Origin of the sequence: Arthrobacter sp. SW1, assembly GCF_001766675.1 — a bacterium.
Lineage (GTDB): Bacteria > Actinomycetota > Actinomycetes > Actinomycetales > Micrococcaceae > Arthrobacter.
On sequence record NZ_MJLT01000034.1, the window covers coordinates 55430 to 71438 of the forward strand.

Consider the following 16009-nt stretch of genomic DNA (forward strand, 5'->3'; position numbering starts at 1 on the left):
CGGAAAGGAGCGTAAGACCCGCGCACACGCCGTAAACCCGGTCTTTACGGAATCCTTACGCGGGGTGTGAGCGGCGTCTCCTTGGATGTCCTTAAAGATTTTTTCCAATCGATGTAAGTAAACGGCTGCGGCGGGAAACCTATGGGGTGACAGGGCACTTCGAACCGGACGGACCGGACCTTCGCGGGGCGCCTTGCACTACAAGCAACTTCGTTCACGAATGGGGAAAGACCATGCATTCAGCAGCATTTGGAAAGACCGCCGGCGGAAAGACCACCCTCGGCAAGGCCGCCGCGGCGGCTGCCTTCGCCCTCGCACTGGGCGCTTCGGTTGCCGCATGTGCTCCGGTGCCCTCGGCCGGGCCTGCGCAGGCGGGTTCCACCGGATCCGTGCAGGCGGGCCCGACGGCGGACCGCACCGCCGTGGAAGCCGTCGCCCTGGCGGCGTCGACGGATCCGGCGCCTGCCGCCAAGCCCAAGCCCGTCAAGACCTTCACCTTCCCGGACGGGCACATTTCCTTCCAGCACCCGGCCGGCTGGTCCGTACGTACGGCGGAATGCCCCACGATTCCCGGCGGCCCGGCGGAGTGCGTCGAAGCCAACATCATGAGCAAGGGGAAGCCGATCGCCGTCATGGTCAGCGGCTTTTACGGCGATGGGGCGGCAGGGCCGGTGAACCGCACGGTCTTTGATTCGGCGCTGGTACCGGGCCTGGCCGTCTCCGAGGACGATCCCACGTTCGCCTTCTTCAAGGACAGCTACGGCGACGTCAACGACCACTACTTCATGACCATCGGCAGGGCCTCGGAGGCCGTCTCCGGCAGCATCAGCGGGGGAATGCCGCAGGTGCTCCTGCCCAACGGCGTGGGTGTCTTCCGGGTTTACATCGACTCCGGAAAGCTCGCCAACGACGCCGAAGCCCAGGCCTGGATGGCCACTGCCGAATACGCGCAGTTCAAGTCCATGTTGATGAGCGTCACCTACAAGTAGGACCAGTTCCACGGGCGGGGCCGTCGCCTGACGGCTCCGCCCGTGGACCCGCAAGAAAGGAAAGGCCATGAACACATCACTTCGCCTGGCCGCCGCGGGAGCAGGACTCATGCTCACGGCAGTCCTCGCCGCCTGCGGAATGCCACAAGCGGCACCCGGCACGGCGCCGTCGGGCAGTCCCGTGATCGGAACGGTCAGCGAAACTCCCACGCCGGCGCCGAGCGTGACGGCGGCACCCACCGCGGAAAGCAAAGCGTTCACCTTCACCACCGAAAAGCTTTCGCTGCGTTATCCGAAGGAGTGGACCGTGAAGACGGACACCTTCCCCTTCGGCACGGTCACTGCGGAAACCGCGGCGTTCACTGACGCAGCAGGGAAAGCGGTGCTGGCAGTGAGCATCAACTCCAGCACGTACGACTACGCATGGCCCGTGCAGCGTACCGTGATCGAGTCGGGCGCACTTCCCGGACTTGCCTCGGGGGACTGGAACCCTCCGATGAAGTACGCCTTCTATGTCGAAGAGCCGCAGAGTCCGGGCGGGCCGGGGGCCGTGTGCACGGCTTCGGTACTCCAGAAGGTCCCGAACGACGGCCTGGGCCAGTTGCGCGGCCTGCCCGTGGAGGGCCCGACGCCGGTGCCCTCGCCGATGCCGGAGGACCAGTCCATGCCGTACTTCATCGGCTTTGAACTGGCGGCGGAGGTCGAGAAGTGCGGCAGCGTTGCCGGGGCCAAGGCCTGGTGGGCCTCCGCCCAGGGCCAGCAGGCCAAAGCGGTCCTGCTGAGCCTTACCGCATCCTGAGCTGCTCCGCCTCTGAGTTTCTCCGCCTCTGAGTTTCTCCGCTTCCCGGGTCACGCCAGCGGCAGGGAAGCGGCGGCTCGACTTAACAGCCATACGGCGCGACGGCGGCCGGTCACCCGAGGTGGCCGGCCGCCGTCGCGCCTGCCGGTAGGCCTGTCTGCCGGTAGGCCTTTCTGTCGGTGGTCGAGCCTGTCTGTTGGCGGTCGAGCCTGTCTGTCGGTGGTCGAGCCTGTCTGTCGGTGGTCGAGCCTGTCGAGGCCTGTAAACATGTGATGCATATAAGGAAACTTTGAGTGTATGATGGCAGTCACACCCCCGACTCGATCTCGAAGGAGAGAGGCCGCTTTGGAAGAGCTCCGCATCGAAGCCAACGGAAACCTTGGCCCCATTGATTCATCCCGCATCCCGCGTTACGCCGGTGCCGCCACCTACGCGCGTCTCCCGCGCCTGGACCAGGTTGCCAAGGCGGACGTGACCGTGGTGGGCGTCCCCTTCGACTCCGGTGTGTCCTACCGCCCGGGCGCTCGCTTCGGCGCCAACCACATCCGCGAAGCCAGCCGCCTCCTGCGCCCGTACAACCCGGCCTGGGACGTCAGCCCCTTCGAAAACGTCCAGGTGGCTGACGCCGGCGATATGGCCGTGAACCCCTTCAACATCAACGAGGCCATCGAGACTGTCCAGCAGAATGCCCTGGACCTCACGGCCAACGGCAGCAAGCTCGTCACGCTCGGCGGTGACCACACCATCGCCCTGCCGCTGCTCCGCGCGGCCGCCGAACGTGCCGGCGAACCGATCGCCATGCTGCACTTCGACGCCCACCTGGACACCTGGGACACCTACTTCGGCGCCGAGTACACTCACGGCACCCCGTTCCGCCGCGCCGTCGAGGAAGGCATCCTGGACACCGAGGCCATCAGCCACGTGGGTACCCGCGGCCCGCTGTACGGCAAGAAGGACCTCGACGACGACCACCGCTTCGGCTTCGGCATTGTCACTTCCGCGGACGTCTACTACCAGGGCGTGCTGGAGACCGTGGAGAAGATCCGCGACCGTATCGGCAACCGCCCGCTCTACATCTCCGTGGACATCGACGTCCTGGACCCCGCCCACGCACCCGGAACCGGCACGCCGGAAGCCGGCGGCATCACCAGCCGCGAATTGCTCGAGATCATCCGCGGCTTCCGCGGCATGAACCTCGTGGGCGCCGACGTCGTCGAGGTCTCTCCGGCCTACGACCACGCCGAGATCACCGGCGTCGCCGCCAGCCACGTGGCCTACGAACTCGTCACCCTCCTGGCGGACAACGCCGTCGAAGGCAACCGCCACGGCGCCCCGAACGGCTACGCGCAGCAGGCGCTGGGCCAGGCAGTCCGCCGTCCGGCCGGCTTCGCGGCCGCCGTCAAGGAGTAGTGGCCATGATCGACTTCGATCCCGGAACGGCAGCCCCCACCAAGGGCACTGAGCAGCGCAACGGCGGGGACCTCGTCGTCGAGACCCTCGAAGCGCTCGGCGCGAAGACCGTCTTCGGCATCCCGGGCCAGCATGCCCTGGGCCTCTTTGACGCCATGGGCCGCGGAAACCTGCAGTTCGTGTCCTCCCGCGTGGAGAACAACTCGGCGTTCGCCGCGGACGGTTACTCCCGTGCCACCGGCGAGGTGGGCGTGCTGTTCCTGTCCACCGGCCCCGGCGCGCTGACTTCCCTGGCCGGCCTGCAGGAGGCGTACGCCACGGGCGTGCCGATGGTGGTCGTGGCCAGCCAGATTCCGCTGGAAGGCCTGGGAGCGCGCCGCAAGGGCATGCTCCACCAGCTCGACGACCAGAAGGCCTCCGCGGCCAACGTCACCAAGAGCCAGCGCCTCATCCAGCACGCCTCCGGCATCCCCTCGGCCATCCAGGACGCCTGGACCGAGGCGATCTCCTCGCCGCAGGGCCCGGTGTGGATCGAGATTCCGCAGAACGTGCTGCTCGATCCGATCGTGGTACCGCCTGTGGAAGACGCCCTGGCCGAGGCTGCGGACAACCCGCCGCGCGTCGAACTGGTGCGCGAGGCCGTGAAGTGGCTGTCGACGGCGGAGCGCCCGGCGATCATCGCCGGCGGCGGTACCCGGCGGGGCAAGGCCGAAAAGTCGCTGCTGTCGATTGCCGAGCAGCTGCGCGCCCCCGTGATCTGCACGCCCGGCGGCAACGGGGCGTTCCCGTGGAACCACGATCTGTCCCTGCAGTCCTGGATCGAGGACCGCTACATGACGGACCTCCTCGAGGACGCCGACGTGCTGGTGGTCATTGGTTCTTCGCTGGGTGAAGTCACGTCCAACTACTTCACCTTCGAACCCCGCGGCCGGATCATCCAGATCGACGCCGAACCGCGCGTGCTGGAATCCAACCGTCCCGGCCTGGGCATCCGTGCCGACGCCGGCCAGGCCCTCGCGGCGCTGGATGAAGCCCTCGCTGACGCCGACGCGGCCTCGGCCGCTGTCCGCAACTGGCACGGCGCCACTCCGGAGGAAACCGTCAAGGATGCCCTGGCCAAGGTCAAGGCGCGCCTGGAATCGCAGGACCTGGCCAAGGAACTGAAGTTCATGGCGGACATCCGCGAGGCCGTGCCGGATGACATGCAGACCTTCTGGGACATGACCATCTCCGCGTACTGGGGTTGGAGCTGCTGGGATTCCCGCGACGGCGAATTCCACTCGGCCCAGGGCGCTGGCGGCCTCGGCTACGGCTTCCCGGCTGCGATCGGCGGCGCCGTGGGCCTGGAAACCACCGGCAAGCCTGCCCGCGTGCTGGCGGTGTCCGGCGACGGATCGTCCATGTACTCCATCTCCGAGCTCGCCACGGCAAAGCAGCACAACATTCCGGTCACCTGGCTGATCGTGGATGACGGCGGCTACGGCATCCTCCGTGAATACATGGTGGGCGCCTTCGGCAAGGCCACGGCCACCGAGCTTGCCCGCCCCGACTTCGTGAAACTGGCCGAATCCTTCGGTGTCCCGGCCCGCCGGGTTGCCCCGGAGAACGTGGGGGAGGCCCTCAAGGAGGGCTTCGCCGCGGACGGCCCCAACGTCGTCGTGGTTGAAACCCTGCTGAAGATGTTCGCCCCGACCCATCTGGACTGACACTTCCCGGCGTTCCTTTAGCGCGAACGTACACTTGGGGCCCCATTTCCGCCGGATTTGGGGCCCCAAGTGTACGTTCGCGCTTGGCGTTTAAGTGGCCTCCTTCGCAGTTAGTTTCCCAAAGCAACCTTTTAGGCGTATAGTTGCTTTAGGCAAACAATCGAGGTGGTTCACATGTCCGTTGCATCCGGCACCGCTACCGGGCTCGTCCATCGGATCTTCGATCTTCAACGGGTGCTGCGCTGCATCGTCAGCAGCAACATTTCACGCGATGCCCAGGTCGGCTTCGCCCTGCAGGGGGTCCTGCGCTTCATCGGGGAGGGTGAGTCGCGGGCAACGAACCTCGCCGCACGGCTCGGCGTGAGCCCGCCTGTCCTGAGTCGCCACATCGCCGAGCTCGAGGAACTCGGGCTGGTGGTCCGGCGTCCGGACCCGGCGGACGGTCGCGCCCAGCTGGTGGCGTTGTCCGAAGAAGGACTCCAGCAAGTGCGTGACTTCGAGGAACACCGCAGCGCCAGGCTCCGTGACTACCTGGCCGAATGGAGCGAGGAGGACGCCCTGGAGGCGGCCCGCGTCCTCGGGAAGCTCACCGATTCCCTGTCCCGGTCCGTCCGGGAACAGCACTCCAGCCGGGCAAAGGCGGCCGGCTCCGCAGCAACGAACGACACAACAGAGGAGGCAGCACGCCTTGCCGAAGCAACCGCTTGAAAGCCCGACGGCGGCACCCGCCACAGCGGGCACCGCGCCCGTGAACGCAGCGCCGGAAAACGCCGCGCCGGAAAAAGCAGCGCCCCGGGACACGGCACAGATGAGCCACCGCCAGATCATGGAGGCCCTTACCGGCCTGCTCGCTGCCTTCTTCACCGCGATCCTGAGCAGCACCATCGTGGCGAACGCCCTGCCTACCATCATGTCCGAACTGCACGGCACGCAGACCGACTTCGCCTGGGTGATCACCGCCGCGCTGCTGGCCAACGCCGCCACCACTCCCATCTGGGGCAAGCTCGCCGACCTCTTCGACAAGAAGCTCCTGGTCCAGCTGAGCATCATCATCTTCGTGGCCGGTTCCGTGCTTGCCGGTTTCGCGGACTCCATTGCGCTGTTGCTGGTGGCCCGCGTGGTCCAGGGCGTCGCGCTCGGCGGGCTCACCGCCCTGGCCCAGGCCATCATCGGCACGATGATCCCGCCGCGGGACCGCGGAAAGTACTCCGGCTACATGGGCGCCGTCATGGCGGTGGGCACCGCGGGCGGTCCGCTGCTCGGCGGCTTCATCGTGGACAGCCCGCTGGGCTGGCGCTGGACGTTCTTCGTCTGCGTGCCGCTCGCCGTCGTCGCGCTCCTCCTGCTCCAGGTGACGCTGAAGATCCAGCACATCAAGCGTCCGGCGAAGATCGACTGGCTCGGCTCCATCCTGCTCACCGCGGGCGTCAGCCTGCTCCTGATCTGGGTGTCCTTTGCAGGCAACCCGGACTACTACGACTGGATCTCCTGGCAGTCCGCCGCGATGGTGGGCGGCGGCGTGCTGCTCCTGGCGCTGCTGGTACTGGTTGAGTCCAAGGTGGAGCAGCCCATCATCCCGCTGAAGATCATCCGTGAACGCACCACCGCTCTCTCGATTGTCGCCTCGGTGGCGGTGGGCGTGGCCATGTTCAGTTCCTCCACCTTCCTGGGCCAGTACTTCCAGGTGGCCCGCGGCGCCACGCCCACTGAGGCCGGCCTCCTGACATTGCCGATGATCGCGGGCAACCTGGTGGGCTCCGTAGTATCCGGACAGCTGATCAGCCGCCACGGCAAGTGGAAGGGCTTCCTGCTGGGCGGCTCGGTGCTGCTGATCGGCGGCCTGGCCATGGCCGGCACCATCGACCACACCACCGAACTCTGGATCACCTCCATCTACACCGCCGTGTTCGGCCTCGGCCTGGGCTTGCTGATGCAGAACCTGGTGCTCGCGGTCCAGAACACGGTCCGGGCCAAGGACATCGGCTCGGCGAGTGCGTCCGTGGCGTTCTTCCGTTCCGTGGGTGGCGCGATCGGTGTGTCGGTGCTCGGCGCCGTCATGAGCAACCACGTCAAGGACCTGGCGGCGGAAGGGCTCGCGGCCGCGCACATCCCGGTCACCGGGGGTGCGGACGGTGCCAGCATGGACCTCGCCGATATGCCGGCACCCATCCGCGAGGTCATGCGTGCCGCCTACGGCGACGCCACAGCGCTGATTTTCCTGATTGCCGCTGCCATTTCAGTGGTGGCTTTCCTCGCCGTGCTGTTCATCAAAGAAGTCCCGCTGCGCCGGACTGTTGATGCGGTGGCTACTGGCGCCGCGCAGGAAAAGGCGCCGGAAACTCCACTTGCCAATGAGGACCTCGATCTCGAATTCGCCCGGATCCTGACCGGGGAACGTCCCGGACTGCCCGACGGCGCCCGGCCCGCCGCCGGAGTGCCCGCCGAGGGTATGCTGCCCGACGGCGCCCGGCCCGCCGCCGTCGACGGCCTGCAGCAGGTGCAGGAACAGCTCGCGCGGACGCAGCAGCTGCTCGCCGAGCAGCTGGCCGGCCTCAGCCGCGCGCAAGGTGAACTGCAGGCCGGCCTCGCCGCCCAGCGGGCCACCGCCGAAGAACAGGCACGGACCGCGGCCGAACTGGCGGCGCTGCGGAAGGAACTCAAGCGTGAACGCCGCCGCCTCGAAGGCGCGGCCCTGCTCCTGGTGACGGGCGCGTCCTCCGCCGGGCCGGCGTCGGGCAGTTCAGCCAAAGAGCACGGGCGGCACGCGGGCTGACCGGCCTCACGGGCGCGGTCCGCGCCGAAAATTGAATCCCTGGGGAGCATCCCTGCGGCGTCCGGTACGCCGCAGGGATGATCTTTGTCCGAGAATATTTCGCTGAGGCAACGGATTTCGTACAGTTGGAAGGCTAAAACTGTCAGCGCCTGCTGCTACTACTTTCCTTACTCCATCCGCGCACTTCTATTTAAGGATCCGTGGGCATGCTTCTCACCCTGATACGGCGCTACTCCAAGCCGTATTTGCCGCAAATTCTGGCCGTCATCATATTCCAGCTGGCGTCCACCATTGCGACGCTCTACCTCCCCAGCCTCAACGCCAAAATCATTGACGAGGGAGTCGCTAAGGGCGATACCGGTTTTATCTGGCAGACCGGTGCCCTGATGCTCGCCGTCGCCTTCGGACAGGTCATCACCGCGGTGGCCGGCGTGTACTTCGGTTCACGCGTGGCCATGTCCATGGGCCGCGACCTCCGCCGGGACGTGTTCCGCAAAGTCAGCAGCTTCTCCGCCAAGGACGTCAACTCCTTCGGGGCACCCACCCTGATCACCCGCGGCACCAACGATGTCCAGCAGGTCCAGATGCTCATGCTGATGGGCCTGAACTTCATGGTCTCCACGCCCATCATGTGCGTAGGCGGCATCATCATGGCCCTGCAGGAAGACCTCAGCCTGTCCTGGCTGGTGTGGGTTTCCGTGCCCGTGCTTGTCGCCGTGGTGGGGTACCTGGTGGTCCGCCTGATGCCGCTCTTCCGCTCCATGCAGGCGAAGATCGACGCCATCAACGGTGTCCTGCGCGAACAGATCATCGGCATCCGCGTGGTGCGTGCCTTCGTCCGCGAACCCTACGAGGCGAAGCGCTTCGGCGCCGCGAACAAGGACCTCACCGAGGTCTCGGTGAAGATCGGCAACCTGTTTGTCCTCATGTTCCCGGCCATCGGCATGATCCTGCACCTCTCCACCGCGGCCGTGCTGTGGTTCGGCGGGGAACGGGTGGACTCCAACGACATGGAGGTCGGCGCCCTGACGGCCTTCCTCCAGTACCTGCTGCAGATCCTGATCGCCGTCATGATGGGCACCTTCATGGCCATGATGATCCCGCGCGCTTCGGTGTGCGCGGACCGCATCGGCGAGGTGCTCGACGTCGAACCCTCCATCCACAACCCGGCATCCCCGGTAGCCCCGGCGGAGAAGAAGGGCCGCGTGGAGTTCCGGGACGTCACCTTCAAGTACCCAGGTGCCGAGGAGCCCGTGCTGAGCAACATTTCCTTCTCGGCGGAGCCCGGGCAGACGCTCGCCATCATCGGTTCCACCGGCGCCGGCAAGACCACGCTGGTGTCCCTGCTGCCGCGGCTTTACGATGTGGCCTCCGGTGAGGTGCTGCTCGACGGCGTTCCCGTCACCCAACTGGACCGGGACGAGATCACCAGCCGCGTGGCCACGGTGCCCCAGAAGCCCTACCTTTTCTCCGGCACCATCGAGCACAACCTGCGTTTCGGCAAGACCGACGCGACTGATGACGAACTCTGGGATGCCCTGGAAACCGCGCAGGCCAAGGACTTCGTGCAGGAGAAGAGCGCCGGGCTGAACCGGCGGATCGCCCAGGGCGGCACCAACGTCTCCGGCGGCCAGCGCCAGCGCCTGTGCATCGCCCGGGCCCTGGTCACGCAGCCCAAGGTGTACCTCTTCGATGACTCCTTCTCCGCCCTGGACGTGGCTACGGATGCCCGCCTGCGGCGTGCACTCAAGGAGAAGACCAAGGACGCAACGGTGATCATCGTCGCCCAGCGCGTCTCCACCATCGCCGACGCGGACCAGATCCTGGTCCTGGACAACGGCAGGATCGTTGACCGCGGCACCCACGAGGAACTCCTGGAAACCTCACCCACGTACCAGGAAATCGTCGAGTCCCAGCTGAGCGCGGAGGAAGTGGCATGAGCGAGTCCAAGAACGAATCCGTGACCGCCGTGGACGACGACGACTTCGAGGAGCCTGAGTACACGCCCACCGAAGCCGACGGCGGCATGTTCGGCGACATGCCCGCGAAGAAGGCCAAAGCCTTCTGGCCTTCCGCCAAGCGGCTCATGGGCCTGCTGAAACCGGAATCCGGCGGGGTGGTCCTGGTGATCGGCCTCGTGGTGGTGTCCGTGGTGCTGAACGTGATCGCCCCGAAGGTGCTGGGCGGCGCCATGGACGTCATTTTCGGCGGCTACATGGGCAAGCAACTGCCCGAAGGGATGACCCAGGACCAGTTCGTGGAGGTTCTCCGCCAGCAGGGCCAGAACGACTACGCGGACATGCTCGCCAAGCTCGAGCTCACCAACGGGATCGACTTCCCGCGGCTGACGTTCCTGATCTCCGTGGTGCTGGTGATGTACTTCGTGGCCAACATCTTCCTGTGGGCCCAGGGCTACATCCTGAACCGCATCGTCATGAAGGTCATCAACCGCCTCCGCAACGACGTCCAGGCAAAGCTCAACCGCCTGCCCCTGAACTACTTCGACACCCGCCAGCGCGGCGACATCCTCTCCCGCGTGACCAACGACGTCGACAACGTCCAGCAGGGCCTGCAGCAGGCCTTCGCGCAGCTGGTCAGCTCTGTCCTCACGGTCCTGGGCATCGTGGTGATGATGTTCATCGTGTCCTGGGAGCTGGCACTGATCGCGCTGATCGCCCTGCCGCTTTCGGGCATCGTGGCCGGCGTGATCGGTTCCCGCAGCCAGAAGCTGTTCGCAGCACAGTGGAAGAACACCGGCGCCCTCAACGGCCAGATCGAAGAGTCCTTCTCCGGCCATGAACTGGTGAAGGTCTTCGGCCGCGACGCGGACATGCTGGAGCGCTTCGATGAACGTAACGAAGCCCTCTACAAGGCCTCCTTCGGTGCACAGTTCGTCTCCGGCATCATCTTCCCGGCCATGAACTTCGTCTCCTACCTCGCCTACGTGGGCATCGCCGTCGTCGGCGGCCTGCGCGTGGCCTCCGGCTCCATGAGCCTGGGCGACGCCACCGCGTTCATCCAGTACTCCCGTGAATTCACCCAGCCGCTGGGCCAGATCGCCGGCATGGCCAACATGCTGCAGTCCGGTGTTGCCTCGGCCGAGCGCGTCTTCGAATTCCTGGACGCGGACGAACAGGTTCCCGAAGATGCCGCCAAGCACCTTCCGGCCCGCACGGACGGCCACGTGGAGTTCGAGAATGTGTCCTTCAGCTACGTGGCGGACAAGCCCCTCATCGAAGACCTGTCCTTCAGCGCGGAGCCGGGTCACACCGTGGCGATTGTCGGCCCCACCGGTGCCGGCAAGACTACGCTGGTCAACCTGGTGATGCGCTTCTACGAGCTCAACGGCGGCCGGATCACCCTGGACGGCGTGGACATCAAGGAGCTGAGCCGTTCCGAGCTGCGCTCCAAGGTGGGCATGGTGCTCCAGGACGCCTGGCTGTTCGGCGGAACCATCTACGACAACATCAAGTACGGCAACCTTGATGCCACCGAAGAGCAGGTCATGGAGGCGGCCAAGGCCACCTACGTGGACCGCTTCGTGCGCGCCCTGCCGGACGGCTACCAGACCGTGATCGACGAGGAAGGCACCAACGTCAGCGCCGGTGAGAAGCAGCTCATCACCATCGCGCGCGCGTTCGTGTCGGACCCGTCCCTGCTGATCCTGGACGAAGCCACCAGCTCCGTGGACACGCGTACCGAGTTGCTGCTGCAGAAGGCCATGGCCGCGCTGCGCACGGACCGCACCAGCTTCGTGATCGCCCACCGCCTTTCCACCATCCGCGATGCCGATACCATCCTGGTGATGGAAAACGGCAGCATCGTGGAACAGGGACGGCACAGCGAACTGCTCGCCATGCAGGGCGCCTACTACCGCTTGTACATGTCACAGTTCGCCGGTGAAGACGCAGAGGAGACTCCGGTGGATGACACGACGGCGGTGCACGGCTAAGCATGACCAGCACCGCAGAGGAAAACACCACGGCCCAAGGTTCCGCTGGCCAGGAAGCTGCGGCCCAGGAAGCTTCGGTGCCGCGGCGCATTACGGTCTCCGTGCCGATGCGCTGGGGCGACATGGACGCCTACGGCCACATCAACAACGTCCAGATCGTCCGGATGCTCGAAGAAGCCCGCATCGCTGCCTTCGGCCCGCCCGGCGGCACCGGCTTGCCCGGGATTGAGCCGCCGGTGGCGGTCTTCAGCGATGTTGAGGAGGGCGTCATGACCCTCGTGGTGGAGCACAAGGTCCGTTACGTCCGGACTCTCGATTACCGCAACATCCCGGCGGTGGTGGAGATCTGGGTGGGTGCCGTGAAGGGTGCAAGCTTCGACCTGCATTACCTCATCAAGGATCCCGTGACCGGCGAGGACTGCGTGAAGGCCAGCACCCACCTGGCCTTCGTGGACGAGGCAACGGGCCGGGTCCGCCGGCTGACTCCCGAACAGAAGGAGCGGCTGGAACCCTACCGGGCCCATTAGCCGCCCGCAGGCATTACAGCCGCTGACTGCCAGCGCCCTGTGCGCCCGCATGGCCGTAGAGTTTCAGCATGAAACTCGAGATCGCCGTGGTGGGCGTGCAGGGCGCTGTTGTTGCTGCCGGGGAAGGCGCAGACAGGATCGAGCTGTGCAGCGCCCTGGAACTGGGTGGGTTGACGCCGAGCCAGGGCCTCATGGAATCCTGCCTTGACGCCGTGGCCGGAATCGGTGGGGGAAGCATGGAGATCCACCCGTTGATCCGTTGCCGCCCCGGCGATTTCCGTTATTCGGACGACGACCTGGCCACGATGGTCCGTGAAATCCGGGCCCTCCTGGCCCAGGGAGCCCACGGCGTGGTGATCGGGGCGCTGGGCGCCGGCAACGAACTGGACCTGGACGCGGCCCGTCGTCTCGCGGATGCCGCTCGGGGCACGAACCCCGACGCCGAGCTGACCTTCCACCGGGCCGTGGACGAAACCCCGGACCCCGCGGCCGCCGTCGGGCAGCTCGTGGAACTCGGCTTCACCCGGGTCCTCAGCTCCGGCGGTGCGGCAGACGCGGGCACCGGACTGCCGGTGCTCTCACGGATGGTCCGCAGCGCCGCTGGACAGCTGCAGGTGATGGCCGGCGGCGGGCTGGCGATCGGCGACATCCCGCTGATGCGGCAGGCGGGCGTGGACGCCGTGCACCTGTCGGCGAAGCGGATCGTGACCCCCGACGGCGGCGGGTCGGGCAGCGCGGGCGGGGGACCGGCGTCGTACATGGTCACGGACCGGGAGATCGTCCGGGCGGCGAGGCGCGCCGTCGACGCCGGCTAGGAGACCGCCGCGGGAGCCAAGTCCAGGCTCATGAACACGCTGTTCGGATCCAGGGTGTAGTCCGCGAACGGCGGGCACTCGGTGAATCCGTGGCGCAGGTAGAGCCGGCGTGCGGCGGCGAAGTAGTCCTCGCTGCCGGTTTCCAGGCAGAGGCGGGCGAAACCGCGGGAGCGGGCTTCATCAGTGATCGTGGCCAGCAGCAGGCCGGCGATGCCGCGGCCGCGCGCTCCAACCGCGGTGCGCATCGACTTGAGTTCGCCTTCTCGGGTGCCGTTCTCGGCAGCCGGGAGTTCCTTCAGCGCACCGCAGGCGAGGAGCACTCCGTCTTCACGCGCAGTCCAGAAGGTGATGTCCGGCCCGGACAAGGCGGAGTGGTCCAGGGCGTGCACGCTCTCGGCCGGCGAGGTGGCGTACATGTCGGCCAGGTGTTCCTCCAGGAGTTGCCGGACGTCGTCGCGGGCGGGATCATCCAGGCTGATGTCGATCATGCCGGACAATCTACCGGCCGCGTATGTCCGGCATGTAAACAGCGCGAACGTACAGTTGCGGCCCCGAAAATCGCTCGAAAAGGGCCCCAAGTGCTCGAAAAGGGCCCCAAGTGTACGTTCGCGCAGGTGGGAGCGGGGTGGGTGTCCGGACAGGGCCGGGGAACGGGACCGCCCATGAAATGCCCGGCCAAACAAGGTAAGTTTGCTGGGTGACTCCCTCCAGCAAAAACACTGTTTCCCGCGCGCCCGGAATCTCGAAGGAGATCGAGGACGCGGCGTGGTTTGTGCTGGAACCGGCCCTGAACGGCAAGCCGTCCGCGCTGGACGGACGCACGCACACGTGGACCACCGAGGCCGCCACTGAACTGCTCGAGCGCCTGGAAAACGGTGCCGAGGACAGCAAGGCGCCCATGATGACCAACCTCCGGAACAAGCTGGAAGGCGCCAGCCGGGAAGCCAAGCTCCTGGCCGTGGAGCTGTTGTTCCTGCAGTCCCTGCCGCTGGCCCACGAGGTGAAGTCCCTGAAGGTCAAACGTGCCCGGGTAGCCGAGGCCGCATCCTGGTTGGAGCCGCCGCTTGAGCTTCCCGAAGAGCTGTACCGGGATATGACCGACCACGGCGTCATCAGGGACCGCACGGCCGAATTCAACTGGACCATCCGTGACCAGCTCGCCTGGCTCTGCCGTTTCGTGGCCCATGTGGACAAGCAGCCGACGGCGGCCATCACCAAGGCGCTCGCCGACCCTTTGAAGTTCCACAAGCTTGCCGCGGGAACCCCGGGCGACCAGCCCGCCATCCGTCGCAGCATCGAGTATTTGGCATGGCCGGGCTACTTCGAGCCCGTGGTGGCAGATGTGGAGCGCCGGGAAATCCGGGACGCCTTCGCCTCCCTGGTGGGCGGCGCCAAGGGCGACAGCGAAGAGGACATCACCGCGGACATCCACCGCATCCGCCTGCACCTGGACGAACAGGCCGGCCAGCGCATCGACTGGTACTCCCGGCAGCTCGTGGGCCAGTGGCGCAAAGTGGGCGATCCCGGACGCCGAGCCTGGCTGCTGCGCACCCACCACGACTCCGCCGAGCTCCTGGCCGCCTGGCAGGACGAGGAAAAGGCGACGCTCGACGTCGAGCACTTGCGCGAACTGCAGCCCGGCGTGGCGGCAGGCGTGGTCCAGCACGCGGTCGATGAGGACTGCAAGCACCTGGGCTACGTGGAACGCGAGGACACCAAGACCGCCGTCTTTGCCTTCCTGACCGTGATGAAGCCCGGCGACCTGGCACTGTTCCAGCACGCGGGTTCGGTGCGGATCGGCGTGGTGCTGGGCGAGGCCGAGCACGACGGCGGCAAGCGCCAGCTGCGCCGGAAGGTGCGCTGGTTCGAGGAAGCCCACGCGATCGCCGAGGCGCCGCGGCACGTCCAGCGCCAGCTGTCCACGCCCGGGATCGTTGTGGACGTGACCAAGGTGCTGAGCCTGCTGCAGGCCCTGCTGCCCCCGGAAGCGGAATCCGACGGGGAGGACACCGCCGCCCCGGAGTCCGCCGTCGAGCCCGTTCCCGAAGGGTTCCGCCCGCTTACCGAGGAATTCGCCGCCTCCCTGCACATGGACCTGGAGCCACTGCAGGAAATCGCCGGGCTGCTGGAGGAGAACCGCCAACTGGTGCTGTACGGTCCGCCCGGCACCGGCAAGACCTTCTTGGCCAAGCACCTGGCCGCCGAACTGGCCGGCGACAGCACCGATGAGCGCGTGAAGCTGGTGCAGTTCCACCCGTCGTATGCGTACGAGGACTTCTTCGAGGGCTACCGCCCCGACAAGACCGACGACGGCCAGGTGTCCTTCAAGCTCGTAGCCGGCCCGCTGCGGCGCCTGGCGGAGGAGGCCGCGAAGCCGGAGAACGCGGCCAAGCCCTACTTCCTGATCATCGACGAAATGAACCGCGCCAACCTGGCCAAGGTGTTTGGCGAACTGTACTTCCTCCTGGAGTACCGGGACGACAGGATCTACCTGCAGTACAGCCCCAACGAGCCCTTCAGCCTGCCGGACAACCTGTACATCATCGGCACCATGAACACGGCGGACCGTTCCATCGCCATGATGGACGCCGCCATCCGCCGCCGCTTCGCCTTCGTTGAACTGCACCCGAGAGTGGAACCGATCCGCGGCACGCTGCGGCGCTTCCTGGAGGCCCGCGGCCTGGACACCCTGAACGCGGATCTGCTCGATGCGCTCAACGAGGCGATCGATGACTGGGACCGGGATCTGATGATCGGCCCGTCCTACTTCATGAAGGCCGCCGCGCAGACCCCGGCCGGGCTGCGCCGGATCTGGAAGTACGAACTCATGCCGCTCCTCGAGGAGCATTACCACGGGCAGCTGAACCGGGCGCAGCTGGAAGAGCGCTTCGGGCTGGACCAGCTGCTGGCGCGCCTTGCCTCCCGCTGAGCAGGGCCCCGCTGAGCGGCGCCCGGCCGAGCGGCACTCCGCTGAGCGGCACTCCGCCGGCAGGCGCCCCGTGTCGGTTCCGCCCCGGCCGCGGCATGCTCCCGGCGTG

General features: G+C 66.7%; 12 protein-coding genes. 11 read left to right on the plus strand and 1 reads right to left on the minus strand.

What is annotated here, in order from left to right:
• The first annotated feature begins 233 nt into the window (after positions 1–233).
• From BIU82_RS12115 to BIU82_RS12160, 10 genes are all read left to right on the plus strand, one after another.
• Entirely contained in the window at positions 234–989 is a 756-nt protein-coding gene (locus BIU82_RS12115) for a hypothetical protein (protein ID WP_070349718.1), read from the plus strand.
• A gap of 67 nt (positions 990–1056) precedes the next feature.
• The gene (locus tag BIU82_RS12120; protein WP_070349719.1) at positions 1057–1788 is read left to right on the plus strand and encodes a hypothetical protein; all 732 of its coding nucleotides are present in this window, start codon (positions 1057–1059) and stop codon (positions 1786–1788) included.
• 345 nt (positions 1789–2133) lie between these two features.
• On the plus strand, positions 2134–3198 hold the full coding sequence (gene speB, locus BIU82_RS12125; protein ID WP_070349720.1) for an agmatinase: 1065 nt from the start codon (positions 2134–2136) through the stop codon (positions 3196–3198).
• Positions 3199–3203: 5 nt separating this feature from the next.
• Positions 3204–4904 (plus strand): thiamine pyrophosphate-binding protein, encoded by a 1701-nt coding sequence (locus BIU82_RS12130; protein ID WP_070349924.1) that lies wholly within the window; start codon positions 3204–3206, stop codon positions 4902–4904.
• 174 nt (positions 4905–5078) lie between these two features.
• Positions 5079–5612, plus strand: a complete 534-nt coding sequence (locus BIU82_RS12135) for a MarR family transcriptional regulator (RefSeq protein WP_070349721.1) — start codon at positions 5079–5081, stop codon at positions 5610–5612.
• Between the two features lie 40 nt (positions 5613–5652).
• On the plus strand, positions 5653–7677 hold the full coding sequence (locus tag BIU82_RS12140; RefSeq protein ID WP_070349925.1) for an MDR family MFS transporter: 2025 nt from the start codon (positions 5653–5655) through the stop codon (positions 7675–7677).
• A gap of 206 nt (positions 7678–7883) precedes the next feature.
• Positions 7884–9617: an ABC transporter ATP-binding protein gene (locus tag BIU82_RS12145; RefSeq protein WP_070349722.1), complete on the plus strand. Its 1734-nt coding sequence runs from the start codon at positions 7884–7886 to the stop codon at positions 9615–9617.
• A complete protein-coding gene (locus tag BIU82_RS12150; RefSeq protein ID WP_070349723.1) occupies positions 9614–11629 on the plus strand; it encodes an ABC transporter ATP-binding protein in 2016 nt (671 codons plus the stop codon). The genes BIU82_RS12145 and BIU82_RS12150 overlap by 4 nt, the downstream gene beginning before the upstream one ends.
• Positions 11630–11736: 107 nt before the next feature.
• Entirely contained in the window at positions 11737–12156 is a 420-nt protein-coding gene (locus BIU82_RS12155) for a thioesterase family protein (protein ID WP_070349926.1), read from the plus strand.
• A 68-nt stretch (positions 12157–12224) separates the two neighbouring features.
• Positions 12225–12971, plus strand: coding sequence for a copper homeostasis protein CutC (locus BIU82_RS12160; protein WP_070349724.1), 747 nt, complete (start codon positions 12225–12227; stop codon positions 12969–12971).
• Here the strand turns inward: BIU82_RS12160 and BIU82_RS12165 are convergent.
• A complete protein-coding gene (locus tag BIU82_RS12165) occupies positions 12968–13459 on the minus strand; it encodes a GNAT family N-acetyltransferase (RefSeq protein WP_070349725.1) in 492 nt (163 codons plus the stop codon). The two genes, BIU82_RS12160 and BIU82_RS12165, sit on opposite strands and share 4 nt — an antisense overlap.
• Positions 13460–13668: 209 nt before the next feature.
• Here BIU82_RS12165 and BIU82_RS12170 point away from each other — a divergent pair, with 209 nt between their 5' ends.
• Positions 13669–15900, plus strand: a complete 2232-nt coding sequence (locus BIU82_RS12170) for an AAA family ATPase (RefSeq protein WP_070349726.1) — start codon at positions 13669–13671, stop codon at positions 15898–15900.
• The last annotated feature ends 109 nt before the right edge of the window (positions 15901–16009 follow it).